15 protein-coding genes are annotated in these 16,307 nt (G+C 66.1%); 10 read left to right on the top strand and 5 right to left on the bottom strand.

Annotated features, from left to right (window positions below):
• Window positions 1-45: 45 nt before the first annotated feature.
• Window positions 46-720 carry an epoxyqueuosine reductase QueH gene (locus ASD87_RS00130; protein ID WP_056315609.1) on the top strand — a complete coding sequence of 225 codons (675 nt, stop codon included), beginning with the start codon at window positions 46-48 and terminating at the stop codon, window positions 718-720.
• 111 nt (window positions 721-831) lie between these two features.
• Here the strand turns inward: ASD87_RS00130 and ASD87_RS00125 are convergent, their stop codons facing one another.
• Window positions 832-1,821, bottom strand: coding sequence for a quinone oxidoreductase (locus tag ASD87_RS00125; protein WP_056315608.1), 990 nt, complete (start codon window positions 1,819-1,821; stop codon window positions 832-834).
• Between the two features lie 50 nt (window positions 1,822-1,871).
• Window positions 1,872-2,849: a DMT family transporter gene (locus ASD87_RS00120; RefSeq protein ID WP_056315607.1), complete on the bottom strand. Its 978-nt coding sequence runs from the start codon at window positions 2,847-2,849 to the stop codon at window positions 1,872-1,874.
• Between the two features lie 69 nt (window positions 2,850-2,918).
• Between ASD87_RS00120 and ASD87_RS00115 the strand changes: the two genes are divergently transcribed.
• From ASD87_RS00115 to ASD87_RS00095, 5 genes are all read left to right on the top strand, one after another.
• Window positions 2,919-3,806: a DMT family transporter gene (locus ASD87_RS00115; protein ID WP_056318575.1), complete on the top strand. Its 888-nt coding sequence runs from the start codon at window positions 2,919-2,921 to the stop codon at window positions 3,804-3,806.
• A 31-nt stretch (window positions 3,807-3,837) separates the two neighbouring features.
• Complete coding sequence (locus ASD87_RS00110; protein WP_056315606.1) at window positions 3,838-4,362, top strand: MarR family winged helix-turn-helix transcriptional regulator; 525 nt, start codon at window positions 3,838-3,840, stop codon at window positions 4,360-4,362.
• A gap of 94 nt (window positions 4,363-4,456) precedes the next feature.
• Window positions 4,457-5,872, top strand: a complete 1,416-nt coding sequence (locus tag ASD87_RS00105; protein ID WP_056315603.1) for an efflux transporter outer membrane subunit — start codon at window positions 4,457-4,459, stop codon at window positions 5,870-5,872.
• Window positions 5,873-5,893: 21 nt separating this feature from the next.
• The gene (locus tag ASD87_RS00100; protein ID WP_056315600.1) at window positions 5,894-7,087 is read left to right on the top strand and encodes an efflux RND transporter periplasmic adaptor subunit; all 1,194 of its coding nucleotides are present in this window, start codon (window positions 5,894-5,896) and stop codon (window positions 7,085-7,087) included.
• Complete coding sequence (locus tag ASD87_RS00095; RefSeq protein WP_056315597.1) at window positions 7,084-8,697, top strand: DHA2 family efflux MFS transporter permease subunit; 1,614 nt, start codon at window positions 7,084-7,086, stop codon at window positions 8,695-8,697. Before ASD87_RS00100 ends, ASD87_RS00095 begins: the two co-directional genes overlap by 4 nt.
• 63 nt (window positions 8,698-8,760) lie before the next feature.
• Here the strand turns inward: ASD87_RS00095 and ASD87_RS00090 are convergent, their stop codons facing one another.
• The 3 genes from ASD87_RS00090 to ASD87_RS00080 form a co-directional block, all read right to left on the bottom strand.
• Window positions 8,761-9,720, bottom strand: a complete 960-nt coding sequence (locus tag ASD87_RS00090) for a hypothetical protein (RefSeq protein ID WP_056315594.1) — start codon at window positions 9,718-9,720, stop codon at window positions 8,761-8,763.
• 33 nt (window positions 9,721-9,753) lie between these two features.
• Window positions 9,754-10,821, bottom strand: a complete 1,068-nt coding sequence (locus ASD87_RS00085; RefSeq protein ID WP_056315592.1) for a tartrate dehydrogenase — start codon at window positions 10,819-10,821, stop codon at window positions 9,754-9,756.
• Between the two features lie 131 nt (window positions 10,822-10,952).
• Entirely contained in the window at window positions 10,953-12,491 is a 1,539-nt protein-coding gene (locus tag ASD87_RS00080) for a helicase HerA-like C-terminal domain-containing protein (RefSeq protein ID WP_056315589.1), read from the bottom strand.
• Window positions 12,492-12,650: 159 nt separating this feature from the next.
• Between ASD87_RS00080 and ASD87_RS00075 the strand changes: the two genes are divergently transcribed.
• From ASD87_RS00075 to nadD, 4 genes are all read left to right on the top strand, one after another.
• Window positions 12,651-13,382 carry a YebC/PmpR family DNA-binding transcriptional regulator gene (locus ASD87_RS00075; RefSeq protein WP_056315585.1) on the top strand — a complete coding sequence of 244 codons (732 nt, stop codon included), beginning with the start codon at window positions 12,651-12,653 and terminating at the stop codon, window positions 13,380-13,382.
• A gap of 63 nt (window positions 13,383-13,445) precedes the next feature.
• A complete protein-coding gene (gene purD, locus ASD87_RS00070) occupies window positions 13,446-14,753 on the top strand; it encodes a phosphoribosylamine--glycine ligase (RefSeq protein WP_056315584.1) in 1,308 nt (435 codons plus the stop codon).
• Window positions 14,754-14,765: 12 nt separating this feature from the next.
• Complete coding sequence (hemF, locus tag ASD87_RS00065) at window positions 14,766-15,677, top strand: oxygen-dependent coproporphyrinogen oxidase (RefSeq protein ID WP_056315583.1); 912 nt, start codon at window positions 14,766-14,768, stop codon at window positions 15,675-15,677.
• Window positions 15,674-16,261: a nicotinate (nicotinamide) nucleotide adenylyltransferase gene (gene nadD / locus ASD87_RS00060; protein WP_056315582.1), complete on the top strand. Its 588-nt coding sequence runs from the start codon at window positions 15,674-15,676 to the stop codon at window positions 16,259-16,261. The genes hemF and nadD overlap by 4 nt, the downstream gene beginning before the upstream one ends.
• The last annotated feature ends 46 nt before the right edge of the window (window positions 16,262-16,307 follow it).

Here is a 16,307-nt window from a genome sequence, read left to right as displayed (position 1 = left end):
CAACTCGTCGTAAAATAAGGGTTTTTCCGCTTTTGCCCCACCGCCATGTCTGAACTCGTCCGCCCCAAACTCGACCTGCCCGCCGGCCGCAGCAAGGTGCTGATGCATTCGTGCTGCGCGCCCTGTTCCGGCGAGGTCATGGAGGCCATGACCGCCTCCGGGATCGATTACGCGATCTACTTCTACAACCCGAACATCCATCCGGTCAAAGAGTACGAAATCCGCAAGCAGGAGAACATCCGCTTCGCGGAGCAGCACGGCATCGAATTCATCGACGCCGACTACGACATGGACAACTGGTTCGACCGCGTCAAGGGCATGGAAGACGCCCCCGAGCGCGGCGAGCGCTGCACGGCTTGCTTTGACATGCGCTTCGAACGCACCGCCCTCTACGCCCACGAGCATGGCTTTGACACCATCACCAGCTCGCTCGGCATCTCGCGCTGGAAGGACATGAACCAGATCAACGGTTGCGGCGAACGCGCCGCCGCACGTTACGACGATCTGATCTACTGGACCTACAACTGGCGCAAGGGCGGCGGTTCGGCCCGCATGATCGAAATCAGCAAGCGCGAGAACTTCTACCAGCAGGAATACTGCGGCTGCGTCTATTCGCTGCGCGACACCAACCGCCATCGCCGCTCGCAAGGCCGCGCGCGCATTCACATCGGCGTGAAGTTCTACGGCAAGGAAGACCTCATCAACGAGGAAAAGCTCTGATCGGCGGCTGATCAAAAAAAAGCCCGGCAGTCCGCGCAGCGCGCGTCCTCCAGGCCCGTCGCGGCGCCCCACGGGGCGCCGCCTTGCTTTGTGGTGCGATCAGTACTGCAATCAGTCCAGCGTCAGCACCGTCGCGCCCGTCGTCTTGCGCGACGCCAGCGCCGTCTGCGCTTCGCCCGCCTGCTCCAGCGCGTAGCGCTGATCGATGCGGACCTTGATCTTCTTTTTCAGCACCAGGTCGAACAGCTCTTCGGAAGCCGATTGCAACTTCTCCAGCGTGTTCACGTGGATGCCCAGCGAGGGGCGCGTCACGTACAGGCTGCCCTTCTGGTTCAGCACGGCCAGGTTCACGCCTGCCACGGGACCGGACGCGTTGCCGAAGCTGACCATCAGGCCGCGCGGCTCGATGCAGTCCAGCGAGGTTTCCCACGTGTCCTTGCCCACGCCGTCATACACGACCGGCACCTTCTTGCCGCCCGTCAGTTCAAGCACGCGTTCGACCACGTTTTCGCGCGAATAGTCGATGGTTTCCCAGGCGCCATTTTCGCGAGCCAGTTCCGCCTTTTCGGGGCTGGACACCGTGCCGATGAGCTTGACGCCCAGGGCCTTGGCCCATTGGCACGCAATCAGCCCGACGCCGCCGGCTGCGGCATGGAACAGGATGGTTTCGCCACCTTGCAGGCGGTAGGTCTGGCGGAACAGGTACTGCACCGTCAGGCCCTTGAGCATCAGCGCGGCCGCTTCGTCAAAGCCGATGCCCTTGGGCACCTTGACGACCTGCAGGGCCGGCACATTGCGGGCCTTGGCGTACGCGCCAATGGGGCTCTGGCCGTAGGCGACACGGTCGCCCTTCTTCAGGTGCTTGACATCGGCGCCCACGGCGGTGACCACGCCCGCGCCTTCAAAACCCAGGCCATGCGGCAGCGGATGGGGATACAAGCCCGTGCGGAAATAGATATCGATGAAATTCAGGCCGGCGGCGTGCTGCTCGATCGTGACTTCGTTGGCGGCCGGCGGCGGCACTTCCACCTCGACCAGCTTCAGGACTTCGGGACCACCGTGCTGCTCGATACGAATTGCCTTGACGAGATTGCTGGCCATGCTGGCCTCCTTTCATTGGAAATAACGCGAATTGACCAAAAATGCAGACTTCACCGGGGGGATTGTTTGCCGTCCTGTCCGGCGGGCGCGCGGGCGGCGCCGCCGCCCATCAACGCAAACACCCCCGCCAGCACCAGGACGGTTCCGCCCATTTGCCACACCGTGATGGGCTCGTCCAGGAACCACGACGCCAGAAACAGCACCGACACCGGCCCCACCATGCCCAGCAGCGACGCGGTAGGCGCCCCGATCAGCGAGACCGCCCACATCAGCATGAACACCGGCACCACCGTATTCAGGGTGGCGTGAATGATCGAGTAACCGTAGACCGCGGCGGGCTGGATCAGCATCGACGGCGGATGCACGACGAAGAACTGGATGATGCAGGCCACGCACGACACGAGCATGGCATAGGCCACCAGCCGCGTCGGGCCAATCCGCTTGATCAGTTCCCCGGAACAGATGAGGTACACAGAATAGCTTGCGGCCGAGCCAAAAACGAACAAAGACCCTAACAGCACCTCGCTGCCCCCGCCGAAGGACAGATCGTGCGCGAACACCAGCACCACGCCCGCGTAGGACAGCACCATGGCCAGCCATTGCCGGCGTTCGATCGGGCGTTTGAACCAGAGGGCCGACAGCAGCACGACGAGCGAGGGAGACAGAAACAGGATCAGGCGTTCGAGGCTGGCGGTGATGTAACGCAGCCCCAGGAAGTCCAGGAAGCTGGACAGGTAATAACCCAGAAGGCCCAGCACGCACACCTGCAGGCGTTCCTTCGTGGTCATCGTCACGATCTCGCCCCGCGCCGCGCGGCGCGACTGGCGCCACGCCACCACCGCGAAGAACGGCATCGCGAACAGCATGCGAAACGCGATCAGCGTGACTGCGTCGATACCGTAGCGGTAGGTGAACTTGACGACGATGGCCTTGGCGGAAAAGAGGATCGCGCCAAGCACCGCCATGGCGATCCCGGCAGCGCGGCTGGACGCCAGCGGGAGCGCCGTAAGCTTGGCAATACGATTCATGCGATGATTTTAAATTCACCGCAAAAATAATTGCACGCCTTCTCTGATGCAATCCGCTTCTTTCGCAGCATGACTCGACACCGCGCGCTCACCTATATCCATCTTGCCGCCGTGCTATTCGGCCTGACCGGCGTGTTCGGCGAACTGATCCAGGCCAGCGCCGCGGTCATCACGTTGGGACGGGCGGCATTCGCGGTCGTGTCGCTGGGCATCTTCGCGCGCATGCGCCGCAAACCGCTGCTGGGCGCGCTTACGCCGGCCCAGTTGTTCGTGCTGGTGATCGCCGGCGCGCTGCTCGCGGCGCATTGGGTCACTTTCTTCATTTCCGTCAAGGTGGGCGGCATCGCCATCGCGACACTCGGCTTTGCCAGCTTTCCCGCGTTCATCACGCTGTTCGAAGGACTCCTTTTCCGCGAACGCGTCCGCCTGGCCGAATGGCTGTTGCTGGGCCTGGTGACCGCCGGCTTGGTGCTTGTCACGCCGTCGTTCGACCTTGCCGACCAGGGCACCATCGGGCTGGCGTGGGGCATTCTGTCCGGCCTGACCTTTGCCCTGCTCGCCTTGAGCAACCGCCGCTCGGCCTCCGGCATGGACCCGATGCAGGTGGCCTGCTGGCAAAACGTGGTGGTCGCATTGGTGATGGTGCCCTTTGCCGTCGGCCAGTTGCCCGCCGTGCACGCGCTGGACTGGTTCTGGCTGGCGCTCCTGGGCATTTTCTGCACCGGGCTGTCCCATTACCTGTTCGTGTCCAGCCTGACCCGCCTGAATGCCCGCAGCGCGGGGCTGGTCATCGCCCTGGAACCCGTCTACGCCATTGCGTTCGCCTGGATGCTTTTCAGCCAGCAGCCCACCCCGCGCATGCTGGCCGGCGCCGCGCTGATCGTCGCAGCCATCGTGTGGTCGGGGCTGCGCAAGCAGGCGCCGGCGTCAGAGCAGCCCGCGAAAATACAGCCTTGACAATAACTGACTAGGCAGTAAAATTCGGCGCATGACTGACGCGCCCTCCCAGCCCTCGCCCGTATCCTCCGAGCCATCCGACGCACCCATCCATTACCGCAACGACACGCGGTGCATGGCGGAAGACAACGCGGGTTACCTCATCAAGCTGGTCTACCACTCCCTGACCCGGATGCTCGACCAGGAGATGGCGCCGCTCGATCTCACCGCGATGCAATGGCGCCCGCTGGCCATGGTGTTCCTGGGCCGCGCCGACACGCCCGCCGAACTGGCCCGCCTGAACGACATGGACACCGGCGCCATGACCCGCGCGCTGGACCGCCTGGAAGCCAAGGGTCTCCTGCGCCGTAACCGCAGCCAGGAAGACCGCCGGGTGGTCAAGATCGAACTGACCGAACTGGGCGAGGCCAAGGCCCGCCTCATCCCCGCCAACATCGCCCGTGCGCTGAACCACCACCTGCGCGGCTTCTCCACCGACGAAGTCACCCAGCTCATGCATTTCATGCGCCGGATGATCGCCAACGGGTCCGCCTCCGGCGCCGCCCCCGAGCGCTGACGCCATACCCCGAGCGGGAGCCGGGGTTTTTATTTGGCATAATCGTTGCCTAGGCAAATACAGATCAATCAATTACTTTCAGCTAACAGTCAGGATGAAACGCCTTTTATCTATCGCATTGGTGCTCGCCCTCACCGGTTGCGCGCTGATGGAGCCGGCGCCAAAGCCCGTCGCCGAGCTTGACGCCGCCAAACTCGGGCTGACCGGGCAGGCCACCGAATGGCCCGCCGCGCAGTGGTGGGAGCGCTACGGTGATTCGCAGCTCAATGCGCTGATGACCGAAGCGCTGGCAAACAGTCCGTCGATGAGCGCCGCGCAGGCGCGCCTGGCCAAGGCCAACGCCGCCGTCGGCATCGCGCGCGCGCCGCTGCTGCCGCGGGTGGACGCAGGCTACACGCTCAATCGCGAGCACCTGTCCAAGGACTACATCTACCCCGCGCCGCTGGGCGGCTCGGTCGTCAGCGACAACCGGCTGGCGCTGGATTTCAGCTATGAACTGGACTTCTGGGGCAAGAACCGCTCACGCCTGCAGTCCGCGGTGTCGCAGCAGGAAGCCGCCAGCGCCGATGCGCAGGCCGCGCGCAACCTGCTCGCCAGCGCCACCGTGCGCGCCTACCTGAACCTGCAGAACGCTTTTGCGCAGCGCGACGTGCTGAACCGGGTGATCGCGCAGCGCGCTGAGGTGCTGTCGCTGACGCAGGGCCGCTACGCCGCGGGCCTGGACACCCAGGTCGAGGTCAAGCAGGCGGAATCGTCGCTGGCCTCCGGCAAGGTCGAACTGACCCAGACCGACACGACGATCGCCCAGTTGCGTAATCAGGTCGCCGCGCTGGCCGGCGCCGGCCCGCAGCGCGGACAGGATCTGGTTCAGGTGACGCTGACCGCGCCGGCTGGCGTCGTGCCGGCCAGCGTTCCGCTCGACCTGCTGGGGCATCGCCCCGACGTCACGGCCGCCCGCTGGCGCGCCGAAGCGGCGCGCCACACCATCGACGCGGCCAAGGCCGAGTTCTACCCCAACGTGAACCTGGTCGCCTTCGTCGGCTTCCAGGCCATTGGCACCGGCAACCTGCTGGGCGCGGACGCCCGCATGGCCGGCATCGGTCCGGCGATCACGCTGCCCATCTTCCACGGCGGCGAACTCAACGCCAACCTGGCGGGCCGCCGTGCCGACGCGGACCTGGCGGTGTCGGACTACAACCAGACCGTGCTGGACGCCGCGCACCAGGTCGCCGACGCACTGGACGGCCTGCGCCTGCTGGATCAGGAAAAAGCCCAGCAACGCCAGGCGCGCGAGGCCATCGAGGCCGCCTACGCGCTCGCCGTCGACCGTTACAAGGCAGGCATGGGCAACTACATCTCCGTGCTGATCGCCCAGACCGGCGTGCTGACGCAGGCGCGCCTTGACACGGACCTGCGCATCCGCGCCTATCAGCTCGACGCCAACCTGGCCACCGCCCTGGGCGGCGGCTACGCGGCCCCGGCCGAGCCGGCCCCGAACTCCATTCATTGATCGATCCCGGATTCAGACGTCATGAACGCTGCCACTCCCACAACCCATCCCGCCCGTAAACGCCTGCTGCTGCTCGCGACCGGAGCCTTCATCGTCATCGCGATCGCCTATGGCATCTGGTGGGCGTTGTTCGGCGCGCACTTCGAAAGCACCGACGACGCCTACGTGCACGGCAACCTGGTGCAGATCACGCCGCAGGTGCCCGGCACCGTCGTCGCCATCGAAGCCGACGATACCGAAACCGTCACGGCCGGCCAGCCGCTGGTCCGCCTCGATCCCGCCGACACCGACGTCGCCCTGCAGCAGGCGCAAGCCAAGCTGGCGCAGACCGTGCGCCAGGTGCAGACCTACTACGTGCAGAACGATGCGCTGGCGGCCGACGTCGACCTGCGCAATGCCGACATCCTGCGCGCCCAGGCCGAGCTGACCCGCGCCCAAAGCGACGTCAAGCGCCGCCAGCAGCTCGCCAAGTCGGGCGGCGTCAGCGGCGAGGAAATCCTGCACGCCGAGGTCGCGCTCAAGTCCGCCCAGTCCGGCGTCGCGCAAGCCAAGGCGGCGCTGGCCGCCGCGCAGGCCAAGCTGGCGACCAACCAGGCCCTGACGCAAGGCACCACCGTGGCGGACCACCCCGACGTGCGCCAGGCGGCCGCCGAGCTGCGCAATGCGTGGCTTGCGCAGTCGCGCACCGTGCTGCCCGCGCCCGTGGGCGGCGTGATCGCGCGCCGCAGCGCGCAGGTTGGCCAGCGCGTTGCCCCCGGCGCCGCGCTGATGACCGTGGTGCCGCTGGACCAGGTCTGGGTCGAAGCCAACTTCAAGGAAGGCCAGTTGCGCAAGATGCGCATCGGCCAGCCGGTCAAGATGGTGGCCGATCTGTACGGCAGCTCGGTCACCTACCACGGCACCGTCGCCGGCCTGGATGCCGGCACGGGCAGCGCCTTTGCCCTGCTTCCCGCCCAGAACGCCACGGGCAACTGGATCAAGGTGGTGCAGCGCGTCCCCGTGCGGATCACGCTGGACCCCGAAGACCTCAAGCAGCATCCGCTTCGCGTGGGCTTGTCGATGGACGTGGAAGTCGACGTGGGCAAGGACGACGGCGCCCCGCTCACGCAAGTGGCGCGCAAGGAACCGGCCTGGTCGACCCGCGCCTTCGAACCCGCCCACAATGAAGTCGATGCGATGATCGCGAAGATCATCGCCGCCAACATCGCATCATGAGCACAGCCGCCCAGCCCGCGGGCGCCGGCGCGCCCCCCGACGCCGCCCGCCCGCCGGGCACCCATCCGCCTCTGGAAGGCGCGACCCGCATCATCGGGTCCATCGCCCTGTCAACCGCGGTCTTCATGAACGTGCTGGACACGTCGATCGCGAACGTCTCCATCCCCACCATCTCGGGCGACCTGGGCGTAAGCACCAGCCAGGGCACCTGGGTGATCACGTCGTTCGCGGTGGCCAACGCCATCACCGTGCCGCTTACAGGCTGGCTCACGCAGCGATTCGGCCAGGTGCGCCTGTTCCTGATCTCCACGCTGCTCTTCGTGCTGGCCTCCTGGCTGTGCGGCTTCTCGCCGTCTCTCGAGGCGCTGATTGCCTTCCGCGTGCTGCAAGGCGCGGTGGCCGGCCCGATGATTCCGCTGTCGCAGACGCTGATGCTGGCCAGCTTTCCGAAGTCCAAGGCGGGCATGGCGCTGGCGGTCTGGTCCATGACCACGCTGGTGGCGCCGGTGGCCGGCCCCCTGCTGGGCGGCTGGATTTCAGACAACTACACCTGGCCCTGGATCTTCTACATCAACGTGCCGGTGGGCCTGTTGGCCGCATGGATCAGCTGGCGCATCTACGGCAACCGGGAATCGGTCACGCGCAAGCTGCCCATCGACAAGCTGGGCCTCGTCCTGCTCGTGGTCTGGGTGGGCGCGCTGCAGATCATGCTGGACAAGGGCAAGGAGCTGGACTGGTTCGCCAGCCCCACCATCATCGCGCTGGCGGCGATCGCCTTCGTGGCCTTCGTCTTCTTCCTGATCTGGGAGCTCACCGACGCGCACCCCGTCGTGGACCTGCGCCTGTTCAAGGTCCGCAACTTCACGGTGGGCGCACTGACGCTGGCGGTGGCCTATGGCGTCTTCTTCGGCAACGTCGTGCTGCTGCCGCTGTGGCTGCAAAGCAATATGGGCTACACGGCAACCTATGCGGGCCTCGTCACCGCCCCCGTGGGACTTCTGGCGATCCTGCTGACGCCCATCGTGGGCAAGATGCTGGCCACGCGCGATCCGCGGCAACTCGTCACGGTCGCCTTCCTGATCTTTGCGCTGGTCTGCTTCATGCGCTCGGGGTTCAATACCCAGACGGACGTGCGCACGCTGATGATCCCGACGATCATCCAGGGTGCGGCGATGGCGGCGTTCTTCGTGCCGCTCACGTCGATCACCCTCTCGAGCATCGAGCCCTGGCGCATCCCGGCCGCGTCAGGCCTGTCGAACTTCCTGCGGCTGACGGCGGGCGCTTTCGGCACGTCGATCTCCACGACGTTGTGGGAAAACCGAGCGACCCTGCATCACGCGCAGCTGACCGAAATCGCCAAGCCCGGCCAACAGGCGTTCGACCAGACCATGAACACCTTGCAGAACGGCCTGGGCGTCTCGCACCAGCAGGCGCTCACGATGGTGGACGGGATGATCAACGCGCAGGCCTTCACCATGTCGGCGACGGACGTGTTCTATGCGTCGGCGATCATCTTCCTGCTGCTGACGGGCCTGGTGTGGTTTGCGCGGCCGCGGTCGTCCAAGGCGGGTGGCGGCGGCGCGGCAGAGGCGGCGGCGGGCGCGCACTGATCCGCGCGACATGCCCCAATGAAAAGGCGCCTCGCGGCGCCTTTTTCTTTTGGTCCATGCGGCTCAGTCCCTGAGCAGCGTTTGCCAGTCCTTGCGTTCGATGATGTCGGCCGACAGCGCGCTGACCGGAGACAGATTGAACACGGACACCCCGCGCTCGCGCCACAGCGGCGACGCAAAGCGGAACGACGGCTCGATGAACTTCGGAAAGTTGCGCGTCAGCCGGCTGGTCTGCGGCTTGCCGCCTTCATCGTAGAAACGCAATCCGCCCTGCACGGTCAGGTCCAGGCCATGCACGTAGACCTCGCGCGCGCCGCCGGACATCAGGACCTGCAGCGCCGCATAGGCCACGGTATCGGCATCGAACACGCCCAGCGACGCATCGAAGCTGTAGCCCAGCCCCTGCTTGGCGTCCAGCAGTTCAACATCAGGCGAGGCGGCGGCAATGCGCTTGAGCACTGCTGGCGCAACGCTGCGCTCGTAGGCGCGCCGGGAGATCAGCTCGATGATGCAGATGCGGCAGCGGATTTGCTCCTGCGGAATGCCCTGCATGATGTAGCGCAGAACTTCGGGAAACACATACAGCGTCAGGTCGCGCCCGACGATATCGCGCACCAGCTCAATGCGGTCCCGCACGAAGTTCTGGTCGATGATGCAGTAATACTTGAACTGCAGGTCGAACTTGCGCGACAGCGCGATGGAGCCATTGACGCCCATCGCCACGCCGATATCCATGCGGTCGTACGGAATCTCGGAGATCGAAGGGCCGCTCAGGATCAGGTGCACCACCTTGTCGGCAGGGTCGTAGCCCTGCGACAAGGGAGTGATGCGCAACGAACGGCCGAACGCACGATAGGCGCTGATTGCGCCCTCCTTGTCCCGCCAGATCCGCACGAACGGCCACAGGTGCTGATTGTGCCGCTGCGTGCGCGAACGCAGCATGCGGAAAAGCTTGCGGACAAACCGGTCGGCCCGCCCGCCGCCCACGTGATCGGAGGGAGGAGAAAACATCGAGTCGTTCATCTACTAACCAGACAGGCCTGCCCGCATCTGCACTTAACCGCCCCGGACCAGCGAAGCAATTGCGTCACCGACCTCGGCTGTCGAAGCGTTGCCTTTCATATCCCGCGTCCGCGGGCCATCGGCCAGCACGGTTTCGATTGCCTTGACCACGGCGGCCGACGCGTCGGGATACCCCAAGAAATCCAGCATCAATGCCCCGCTCCAGATCTGTCCGATGGGGTTGGCGATGCCCTTGCCATAAATGTCCGGCGCAGAGCCATGCACCGGCTCGAAGAGCGACGGAAATTTCCGTTCCGGATTCAGGTTCGCCGACGGCGCAATGCCGATGGTGCCCGTGCAAGCCGGCCCCAGGTCGGACAGGATATCGCCGAACAGGTTGGAAGCCACCACCACATCGAACCAGTCCGGATGCTGCACGAAGTGCGCGCACAGGATGTCGATGTGGTATTTGTCCCAGCGCACATCGGGATAGTTCCCGGCCATGTCGGCAACGCGCTCGTCCCACCAGGGCATCGAGATGGAAATGCCGTTGGACTTGGTGGCGGCGGTCAGGTGCTTGCCGCGCTTTTGCGCCAGCTCGAATGCGAACTTCAGCACGCGCTCGGCGCCGATGCGCGTGAAGACGCTTTCCTGGATGACCACTTCGCGGTCGGTGCCCTCGAACAGGCGGCCGCCGCTATTGGAGTATTCGCCTTCCGTGTTCTCGCGCACGATGAAGAAATCGATCTCGCCAGGCTTGCGATCGGCCAGCGGCGAGGGCACGCCGGGCATCAGCCGCACCGGACGCAGATTGATGTACTGATCGAATTCACGGCGGAACTTGAACAGCGAGCCCCACAGCGCCTCGTGGTCGGGCACCGTGGCGGGCCAACCGATCGAGCCGAAGAAAATGGCCTCGTGCTGGCCGATCTGGTCCTTCCAGTCGTCCGGCATCATCTTGCCGTGCTTGGCGTAGTAGTCGCAGCTCCAGTCGAAATGGTCCCACTGGAAGTCGATTCCGAACCGCGCCGCCACGGCATCCAGCACCTTCAAACCTTCCGGCACGACCTCCTTGCCGATTCCGTCTCCTGGGAGCACTGCAATTTTGTGTTTCTTAGCCACCGTGTCTTCCTTTGGTTTTCATTGATACACCGCCCGCAATCTTAGGCATAAATGTGCGCAACACAAAACCCCCACCCCCAAATGGGTGGCGGGAATGGACGGCGGCATGGGACGATCAGCGTCCATGCGGCTCAGCGCCGGCCCTTCGATCCCAGCAACGATCCCAGAATGCCGCGCGTCAGTTCCCGCGCGATGGACCGGGCCGAGCTTTTGGCGATGGTCTGCACCACACCGTCGCGCTTGCCGCCGCGCGGTCCGGTCGATCCGAACAGCACGTCCTTCAGGCTGTCCATCAGCCCGCCGCTGTCGGCGGCAGGCGGCTCGCCAGTCTTGGGGGCCGGCTGCCCCGCCCGGGCCGGCGCGTTCTGAGCGGCGCCCGGTTCGGCGGGAACCGCCGCGCGGCCCGCCAGGATCTCATAGGCGGACTCCCGGTCGACCGCCTTTTCATACTTGGCCGCCAGGGGGTTGCCTTGGCGCAGCGCCTGCCGCTCGGCGTCTGTGGCCGGTCCGATGCGGCTGCCCGGCGGCACGATGTACGCCCGCTCGGTCGGCATGGGCCGCCCCTTGGCATCCAGCAGCGACACCAGCGCCTCGCCCACGCCCAGCTCCGTGATGGCGGCTTCGATATCCAGGCCCGGATTGGGGCGCATGGTCTGCGCGGCGGTCTTGACGGCTTTCTGGTCGCGCGGCGTGAACGCCCGCAGCGCATGCTGGACGCGATTGCCCAACTGCCCCAGCACGGTATCCGGGATATCCAGCGGATTCTGCGTCACGAAATAAACGCCCACCCCCTTGGAGCGGACCAGGCGCACGACCTGCTCGATCTTCGTCAGGAGCGCCTGCGGGGCGTCGTTGAACAGCAGATGCGCCTCGTCGAAGAAGAACACGAGCTTGGGCTGATCCATGTCGCCCACTTCGGGCAGCTTTTCGTAGAGGTCGGCCAGCAGCCACAAGAGGAAGATGGCGTACAGGCGCGGCGCCTGCATCAGCTTGTCGGCCGCCAGCACGTTGACGATGCCCCGGCCCTGCGCGTCCACGCGCATCAGGTCGGCCACGTCCAGCATCGGCTCGCCAAAGAACTTCTCCGCGCCCTGGGATTCCAGCGCCAGCAGGCCGCGCTGGATGGCGCCTACACTGGCCGCGGACACATTGCCGTAACGGGTCTTGAGCTCTCCCGCCCGGTCGGCCACGTTCTGCAGCATCGCCCGCAAGTCCTTCAGGTCCAGCAGCAGTTGCCCTTCATCGTCCGCCACCTTGAAAACCAGGGTCAGGACGCCTTCCTGCGTGTCGTTCAATTCCAGGATGCGCGACAGCAGCAACGGCCCCATGTCGGTGATGGTCGCCCGCACGGGCAGCCCCTGCTCGCCAAAGACGTCCCACAGCGCGACGGGGCTGGCGCCCCAGGCGGGTTCCGCCAGGCCCAGGTTCTTCAGGCGTTCCTGCAGCTTGGGGCTGGGCACGCCGGCCTGCGAAATACCGGTCAGATCGCCTTTCACGTCCGCCATGAAGACCGGCGTGCCGATCCGGGAAAAGGATTCGGCCAGCACCTGCAGGGTGACGGTCTTGCCCGTGCCCGTGGCGCCGGTGATGCATCCGTGGCGGTTGGCCAGCGCCGGCAGCAGCGCCAACTCGGTCTGCGCGTTCTTGGCGATGACAAGGGGGGTGGGCATGAGCGGCTCCGGACCAGGGATCAAATGGATGCCCAAGTGTAGAGCCTGCCGCGCGGCTTGTGCGCGTGGCTATATGGACACAAGCGGCCCTCTTGCCGGACGGGAGGGCCGCCGGCACGGTAAAATGCCGTCTTTGCAGACACATTTTCCTGGGAAGCCATGGCCGGACACAGCAAATGGGCCAATATTCAGCACCGCAAAGGGCGCCAAGACGCCAAGCGCGGAAAGCTCTGGACCAAGATCATTCGTGAAATCACCGTGGCGGCGCGCGCCGGCGGCCCCGACCCGGACAGCAACCCCCGTTTGCGCATGGCCTGGGACAAGGCGACCGACGCCAACATGCCCAAGGACAACATCCAGCGCGCCATTCAGCGCGGCGCCGGCGGCGCCGACGGCGAGGCCTACGAAGAAGTCCGCTACGAAGGCTACGGCATCGGCGGCGCAGCGGTCATCGTCGACTGCATGACCGACAACCGCACCCGCACCGTCGCCGAAGTCCGCCACGCGTTCTCCAAGAACGGCGGCAACCTCGGCCAGGAAGGCTCCGTCGCCTTCATGTTCAAGCACTGCGGCCAATTCGTGTTCGCCCCCGGCACCCCCGAAGACAAGGTCATGGAAGCCGCGCTCGAGGCCGGCGCCGAAGACGTCACCACCGACGAAGAAGGCGTGATCGAAGTCGTCTGCGCCCCGTCCGACTACGCGGCCGTGCGCAAGGCCTTCGACGACGCCGGCCTGAAGGCCGAAGTCGACGGCATCGTCATGAAAGCCCTGAACGAAACCGAACTGGCCGGCGACGACGCCGTCAAGATGCAGAAGCTGCTCGACGCCCTGGAAAGCCTGGACGACGTGCAGGAAGTCTATACGACCGTCATTTTCGACGAAGCGCAGTAAATCTCCCTTTCCTGGCGCGCCGGCGGCTCCGCCCGCCTGCGCGCCTCTTCAGACTCACGCAACATGAAACTCCTGGTTATTGGCTCGGGCGGCCGCGAACATGCCCTCGCCTGGCGGCTGGCCCGCTCCCCGCGCGTACACAAGGTGTACGTCGCTCCGGGCAACGGCGGCACGCAACGGGCCGAGCAGATGGAGAACATCCCGCTCACCAATGCCGAGGAACTGGCCGACTTCGTCCAGCGCGAGGGCATCGCCCTGACGGTCGTCGGCCCCGAGGCGCCGCTGGCCGCCGGCGTCGTCGACGTCTTCCGCGCCCGTGGCCTGAAGATCTTCGGCCCCACCAAGGCCGCAGCGCAGCTTGAAAGCTCCAAGGATTACGCCAAGGCCTTCATGGTCCGGCACAACATCCCGACCGCGCGCTACGAAACCTTCACCGACCCGGCCAAGGCCCACGCCTACATCGACCAGGAAGGCGCGCCCATCGTCATCAAGGCCGACGGCCTGGCCGCCGGCAAGGGCGTCGTGGTTGCCGCCACCCTCGAAGAAGCGCACGCCGCCGTCGACGCCATGCTGGGCGACGGCTCCATGGGCGAAGCCGGCGCGCGCGTCGTCATCGAGGAATGCCTGGTTGGCGAAGAAGCCAGCTTCATCGTCATGTGCGACGGCCGCAACGTGCTCGCCCTGGCCACCAGCCAGGACCACAAGCGCCTGCAGGACGGCGACCGCGGTCCCAACACGGGCGGCATGGGCGCCTACTCGCCCGCCCCCATCGTCACCCCCGAACTGCATCACCGCATCATGCGCGAAATCATCCTGCCGACTGTGCAAGGCATGACGCGCGACGGCATTCCGTACACGGGCTTCCTGTACGCCGGCCTGATGATCGCCCCGGGCGACGATCCCGACCGCGAAATCAAGACGCTGGAATTCAACTGCCGCATGGGCGACCCCGAAACCCAGCCCATCATGATGCGCGTCAAGAGCGACCTGCTGGACGCGCTCGAGCACGCCGTCGAAGGCACGCTCGACCAGGCCGACATCGTCTGGGACCGCCGCACCGCCCTGGGCGCCGTGCTGGCCGCCCACAACTACCCCAACACGCCGCGCACCGGCGACGTCATCCGCGGCCTGCCCGCCGACGCCGAAGACTGCATGGTCTTTCACGCCGCCACCCAGCTCGACGGCGAAGACATCAAGACCACCGGCGGCCGCGTGCTGTGCGTCACCGCGCTGGGCGACTCCGTCAAGATGGCGCGCGATCGCGTCTACGAAGCCATCGACCGCATCCATTTCGATGGCCGCCAGTACCGCACCGATATCGGCTGGCGCGCGCTCAAGCCCTCGCAGCAAAAGCCCAAGTCCAACGCATAAACGGAACCGCCCATGACCGCTCTGCCCGTCTCCGCCGTCCGGGGCTACCTCACCGGCCTGCAAGCCCGCATCGTGGGCGCGCTGGAAACGGCCGAAGGCGGCCCCTTCCGCGCCGACGAATGGGTGCGGCCGGAAGGCGGCGGCGGGCTGTCGCGCTTGCTCGAAGGGGGCCAACTCTTCGAGCGCGCCGGCGTGCTGTTCAGCCACGTCAAGGGCTCCAAGCTGCCGCCGTCCGCCAGCGCGCATCGCCCGGAGCTCGCGGGCCGCTCGTGGGAAGCCATGGGCGTGTCCATGGTGCTGCATCCGCGCAATCCGTACGTGCCCACCACACACATGAACGTGCGCATGTTCGTCGCGGCGGCGCGGCCCGGCCACGACGAGGCCGACGTCTTCTGGTTCGGCGGCGGCATCGACCTCACCCCGTACTATCCATTCGAAGAAGACGCGCGCCATTTCCACGCGGTGTGCCGGGACGCGCTGGCGCCCCACGGCCCCGATTACTACCCGCGCTACAAGCGCTGGTGCGACGAATACTTCTTCCTCAAGCACCGCAACGAAACCCGCGGCATCGGCGGCGTCTTCTTCGACGACCTGAACGCCCCCGGGTTCGATGCGTCCTTTGCGCTGACCCGGTCGGTCGGCGACGCTTTCCTGGACAGCTACCTGCCCATCGTCGACAAGCGCCGCGGCATCGCCTACACCGAGCGCGAGCGCGATTTCCAGGCTTACCGCCGGGGCCGCTACGTCGAATTCAACCTGGTCTTTGACCGCGGTACGCTGTTTGGCCTGCAGTCGGGAGGCCGCACCGAATCGATCCTGCTGTCCATGCCGCCCATCGCGCAATGGCGCTACGACTGGCAACCGCAGGCCGGCACGCCCGAGGCCGAACTGGCCGACTACCTGAAGCCGCGGGACTGGGTTTGAAACGCATCGGCCTCTTGGGCGGCAGCTTCGACCCCGTCCACGTCGCGCATATCGCGCTGGCCCAGAATGCCTTGCAGTCGCTCGGGCTGGCCCAGGTGCAGCTCATTCCCGCCGCCAATCCCTGGCAGCGCGCCGCGCTGAACGCCACCGGCGAAGAGCGCCGCGCCATGCTGGATCTGGCCATCGCCGGCCACCCGGGGCTGGCGGTCAACCCCATCGAAATCGAGCGGGGCGGCGCCACCTACACCATCGACACGCTGCGCGCGCTGCCGCAGGACGCGCGCTACGTGTGGCTGCTGGGCGCCGATCAACTTGCCAACTTCTGCACCTGGCGCAATTGGCGCGACATCGCCAGCCTGGTCGACCTGGCCGTGGCCACCCGCCCCGGAACAGCCCTCAGCGCGCCGCCGGAACTGGCGCAGTGGCTGCAGGAACAGGGTCGCGTCCTGCAAGAGCTGCCATTTCCCCCCATGCCGGTATCGGCTTCCGAGATCCGCCGGCGCCTGTCGCAAGGCGAATCCACTGACGGACTGCTCGATGCATCCGTCGCCGCTTATATTGCGGCGCACAAACTCTACCGATAAACCCCTCCCCGCCTGGCGCCACCGGCAAGCCGCCGTTGGCACTGCG

It is taken from the genome of Achromobacter sp. Root170 (assembly GCF_001428165.1).
Lineage (GTDB): Bacteria > Pseudomonadota > Gammaproteobacteria > Burkholderiales > Burkholderiaceae_B > Achromobacter > Achromobacter mucicolens.
Note: the sequence above shows the minus strand (reverse complement) of the source record. Positions and strands in the feature narration are given on the sequence as shown.

What these genes read in the sequence shown, in the direction of transcription:
- ASD87_RS00090 (WP_056315594.1), bottom strand. Translation starts at nt 9,720, where the DNA reads ATGAACGACTCGATGTTTTCTCCTCCCTCCGATCACGTGGGCGGCGGG.
- purD (WP_056315584.1), top strand. Translation starts at nt 13,446, where the DNA reads ATGAAACTCCTGGTTATTGGCTCGGGCGGCCGCGAACATGCCCTCGCC.
- ASD87_RS00075 (WP_056315585.1), top strand. Translation starts at nt 12,651, where the DNA reads ATGGCCGGACACAGCAAATGGGCCAATATTCAGCACCGCAAAGGGCGC.
- ASD87_RS00110 (WP_056315606.1), top strand. Translation starts at nt 3,838, where the DNA reads ATGACTGACGCGCCCTCCCAGCCCTCGCCCGTATCCTCCGAGCCATCC.
- ASD87_RS00125 (WP_056315608.1), bottom strand. Translation starts at nt 1,821, where the DNA reads ATGGCCAGCAATCTCGTCAAGGCAATTCGTATCGAGCAGCACGGTGGT.
- ASD87_RS00105 (WP_056315603.1), top strand. Translation starts at nt 4,457, where the DNA reads ATGAAACGCCTTTTATCTATCGCATTGGTGCTCGCCCTCACCGGTTGC.
- ASD87_RS00130 (WP_056315609.1), top strand. Translation starts at nt 46, where the DNA reads ATGTCTGAACTCGTCCGCCCCAAACTCGACCTGCCCGCCGGCCGCAGC.
- ASD87_RS00120 (WP_056315607.1), bottom strand. Translation starts at nt 2,849, where the DNA reads ATGAATCGTATTGCCAAGCTTACGGCGCTCCCGCTGGCGTCCAGCCGC.
- ASD87_RS00115 (WP_056318575.1), top strand. Translation starts at nt 2,919, where the DNA reads ATGACTCGACACCGCGCGCTCACCTATATCCATCTTGCCGCCGTGCTA.
- ASD87_RS00080 (WP_056315589.1), bottom strand. Translation starts at nt 12,491, where the DNA reads ATGCCCACCCCCCTTGTCATCGCCAAGAACGCGCAGACCGAGTTGGCG.
- ASD87_RS00100 (WP_056315600.1), top strand. Translation starts at nt 5,894, where the DNA reads ATGAACGCTGCCACTCCCACAACCCATCCCGCCCGTAAACGCCTGCTG.
- ASD87_RS00095 (WP_056315597.1), top strand. Translation starts at nt 7,084, where the DNA reads ATGAGCACAGCCGCCCAGCCCGCGGGCGCCGGCGCGCCCCCCGACGCC.
- hemF (WP_056315583.1), top strand. Translation starts at nt 14,766, where the DNA reads ATGACCGCTCTGCCCGTCTCCGCCGTCCGGGGCTACCTCACCGGCCTG.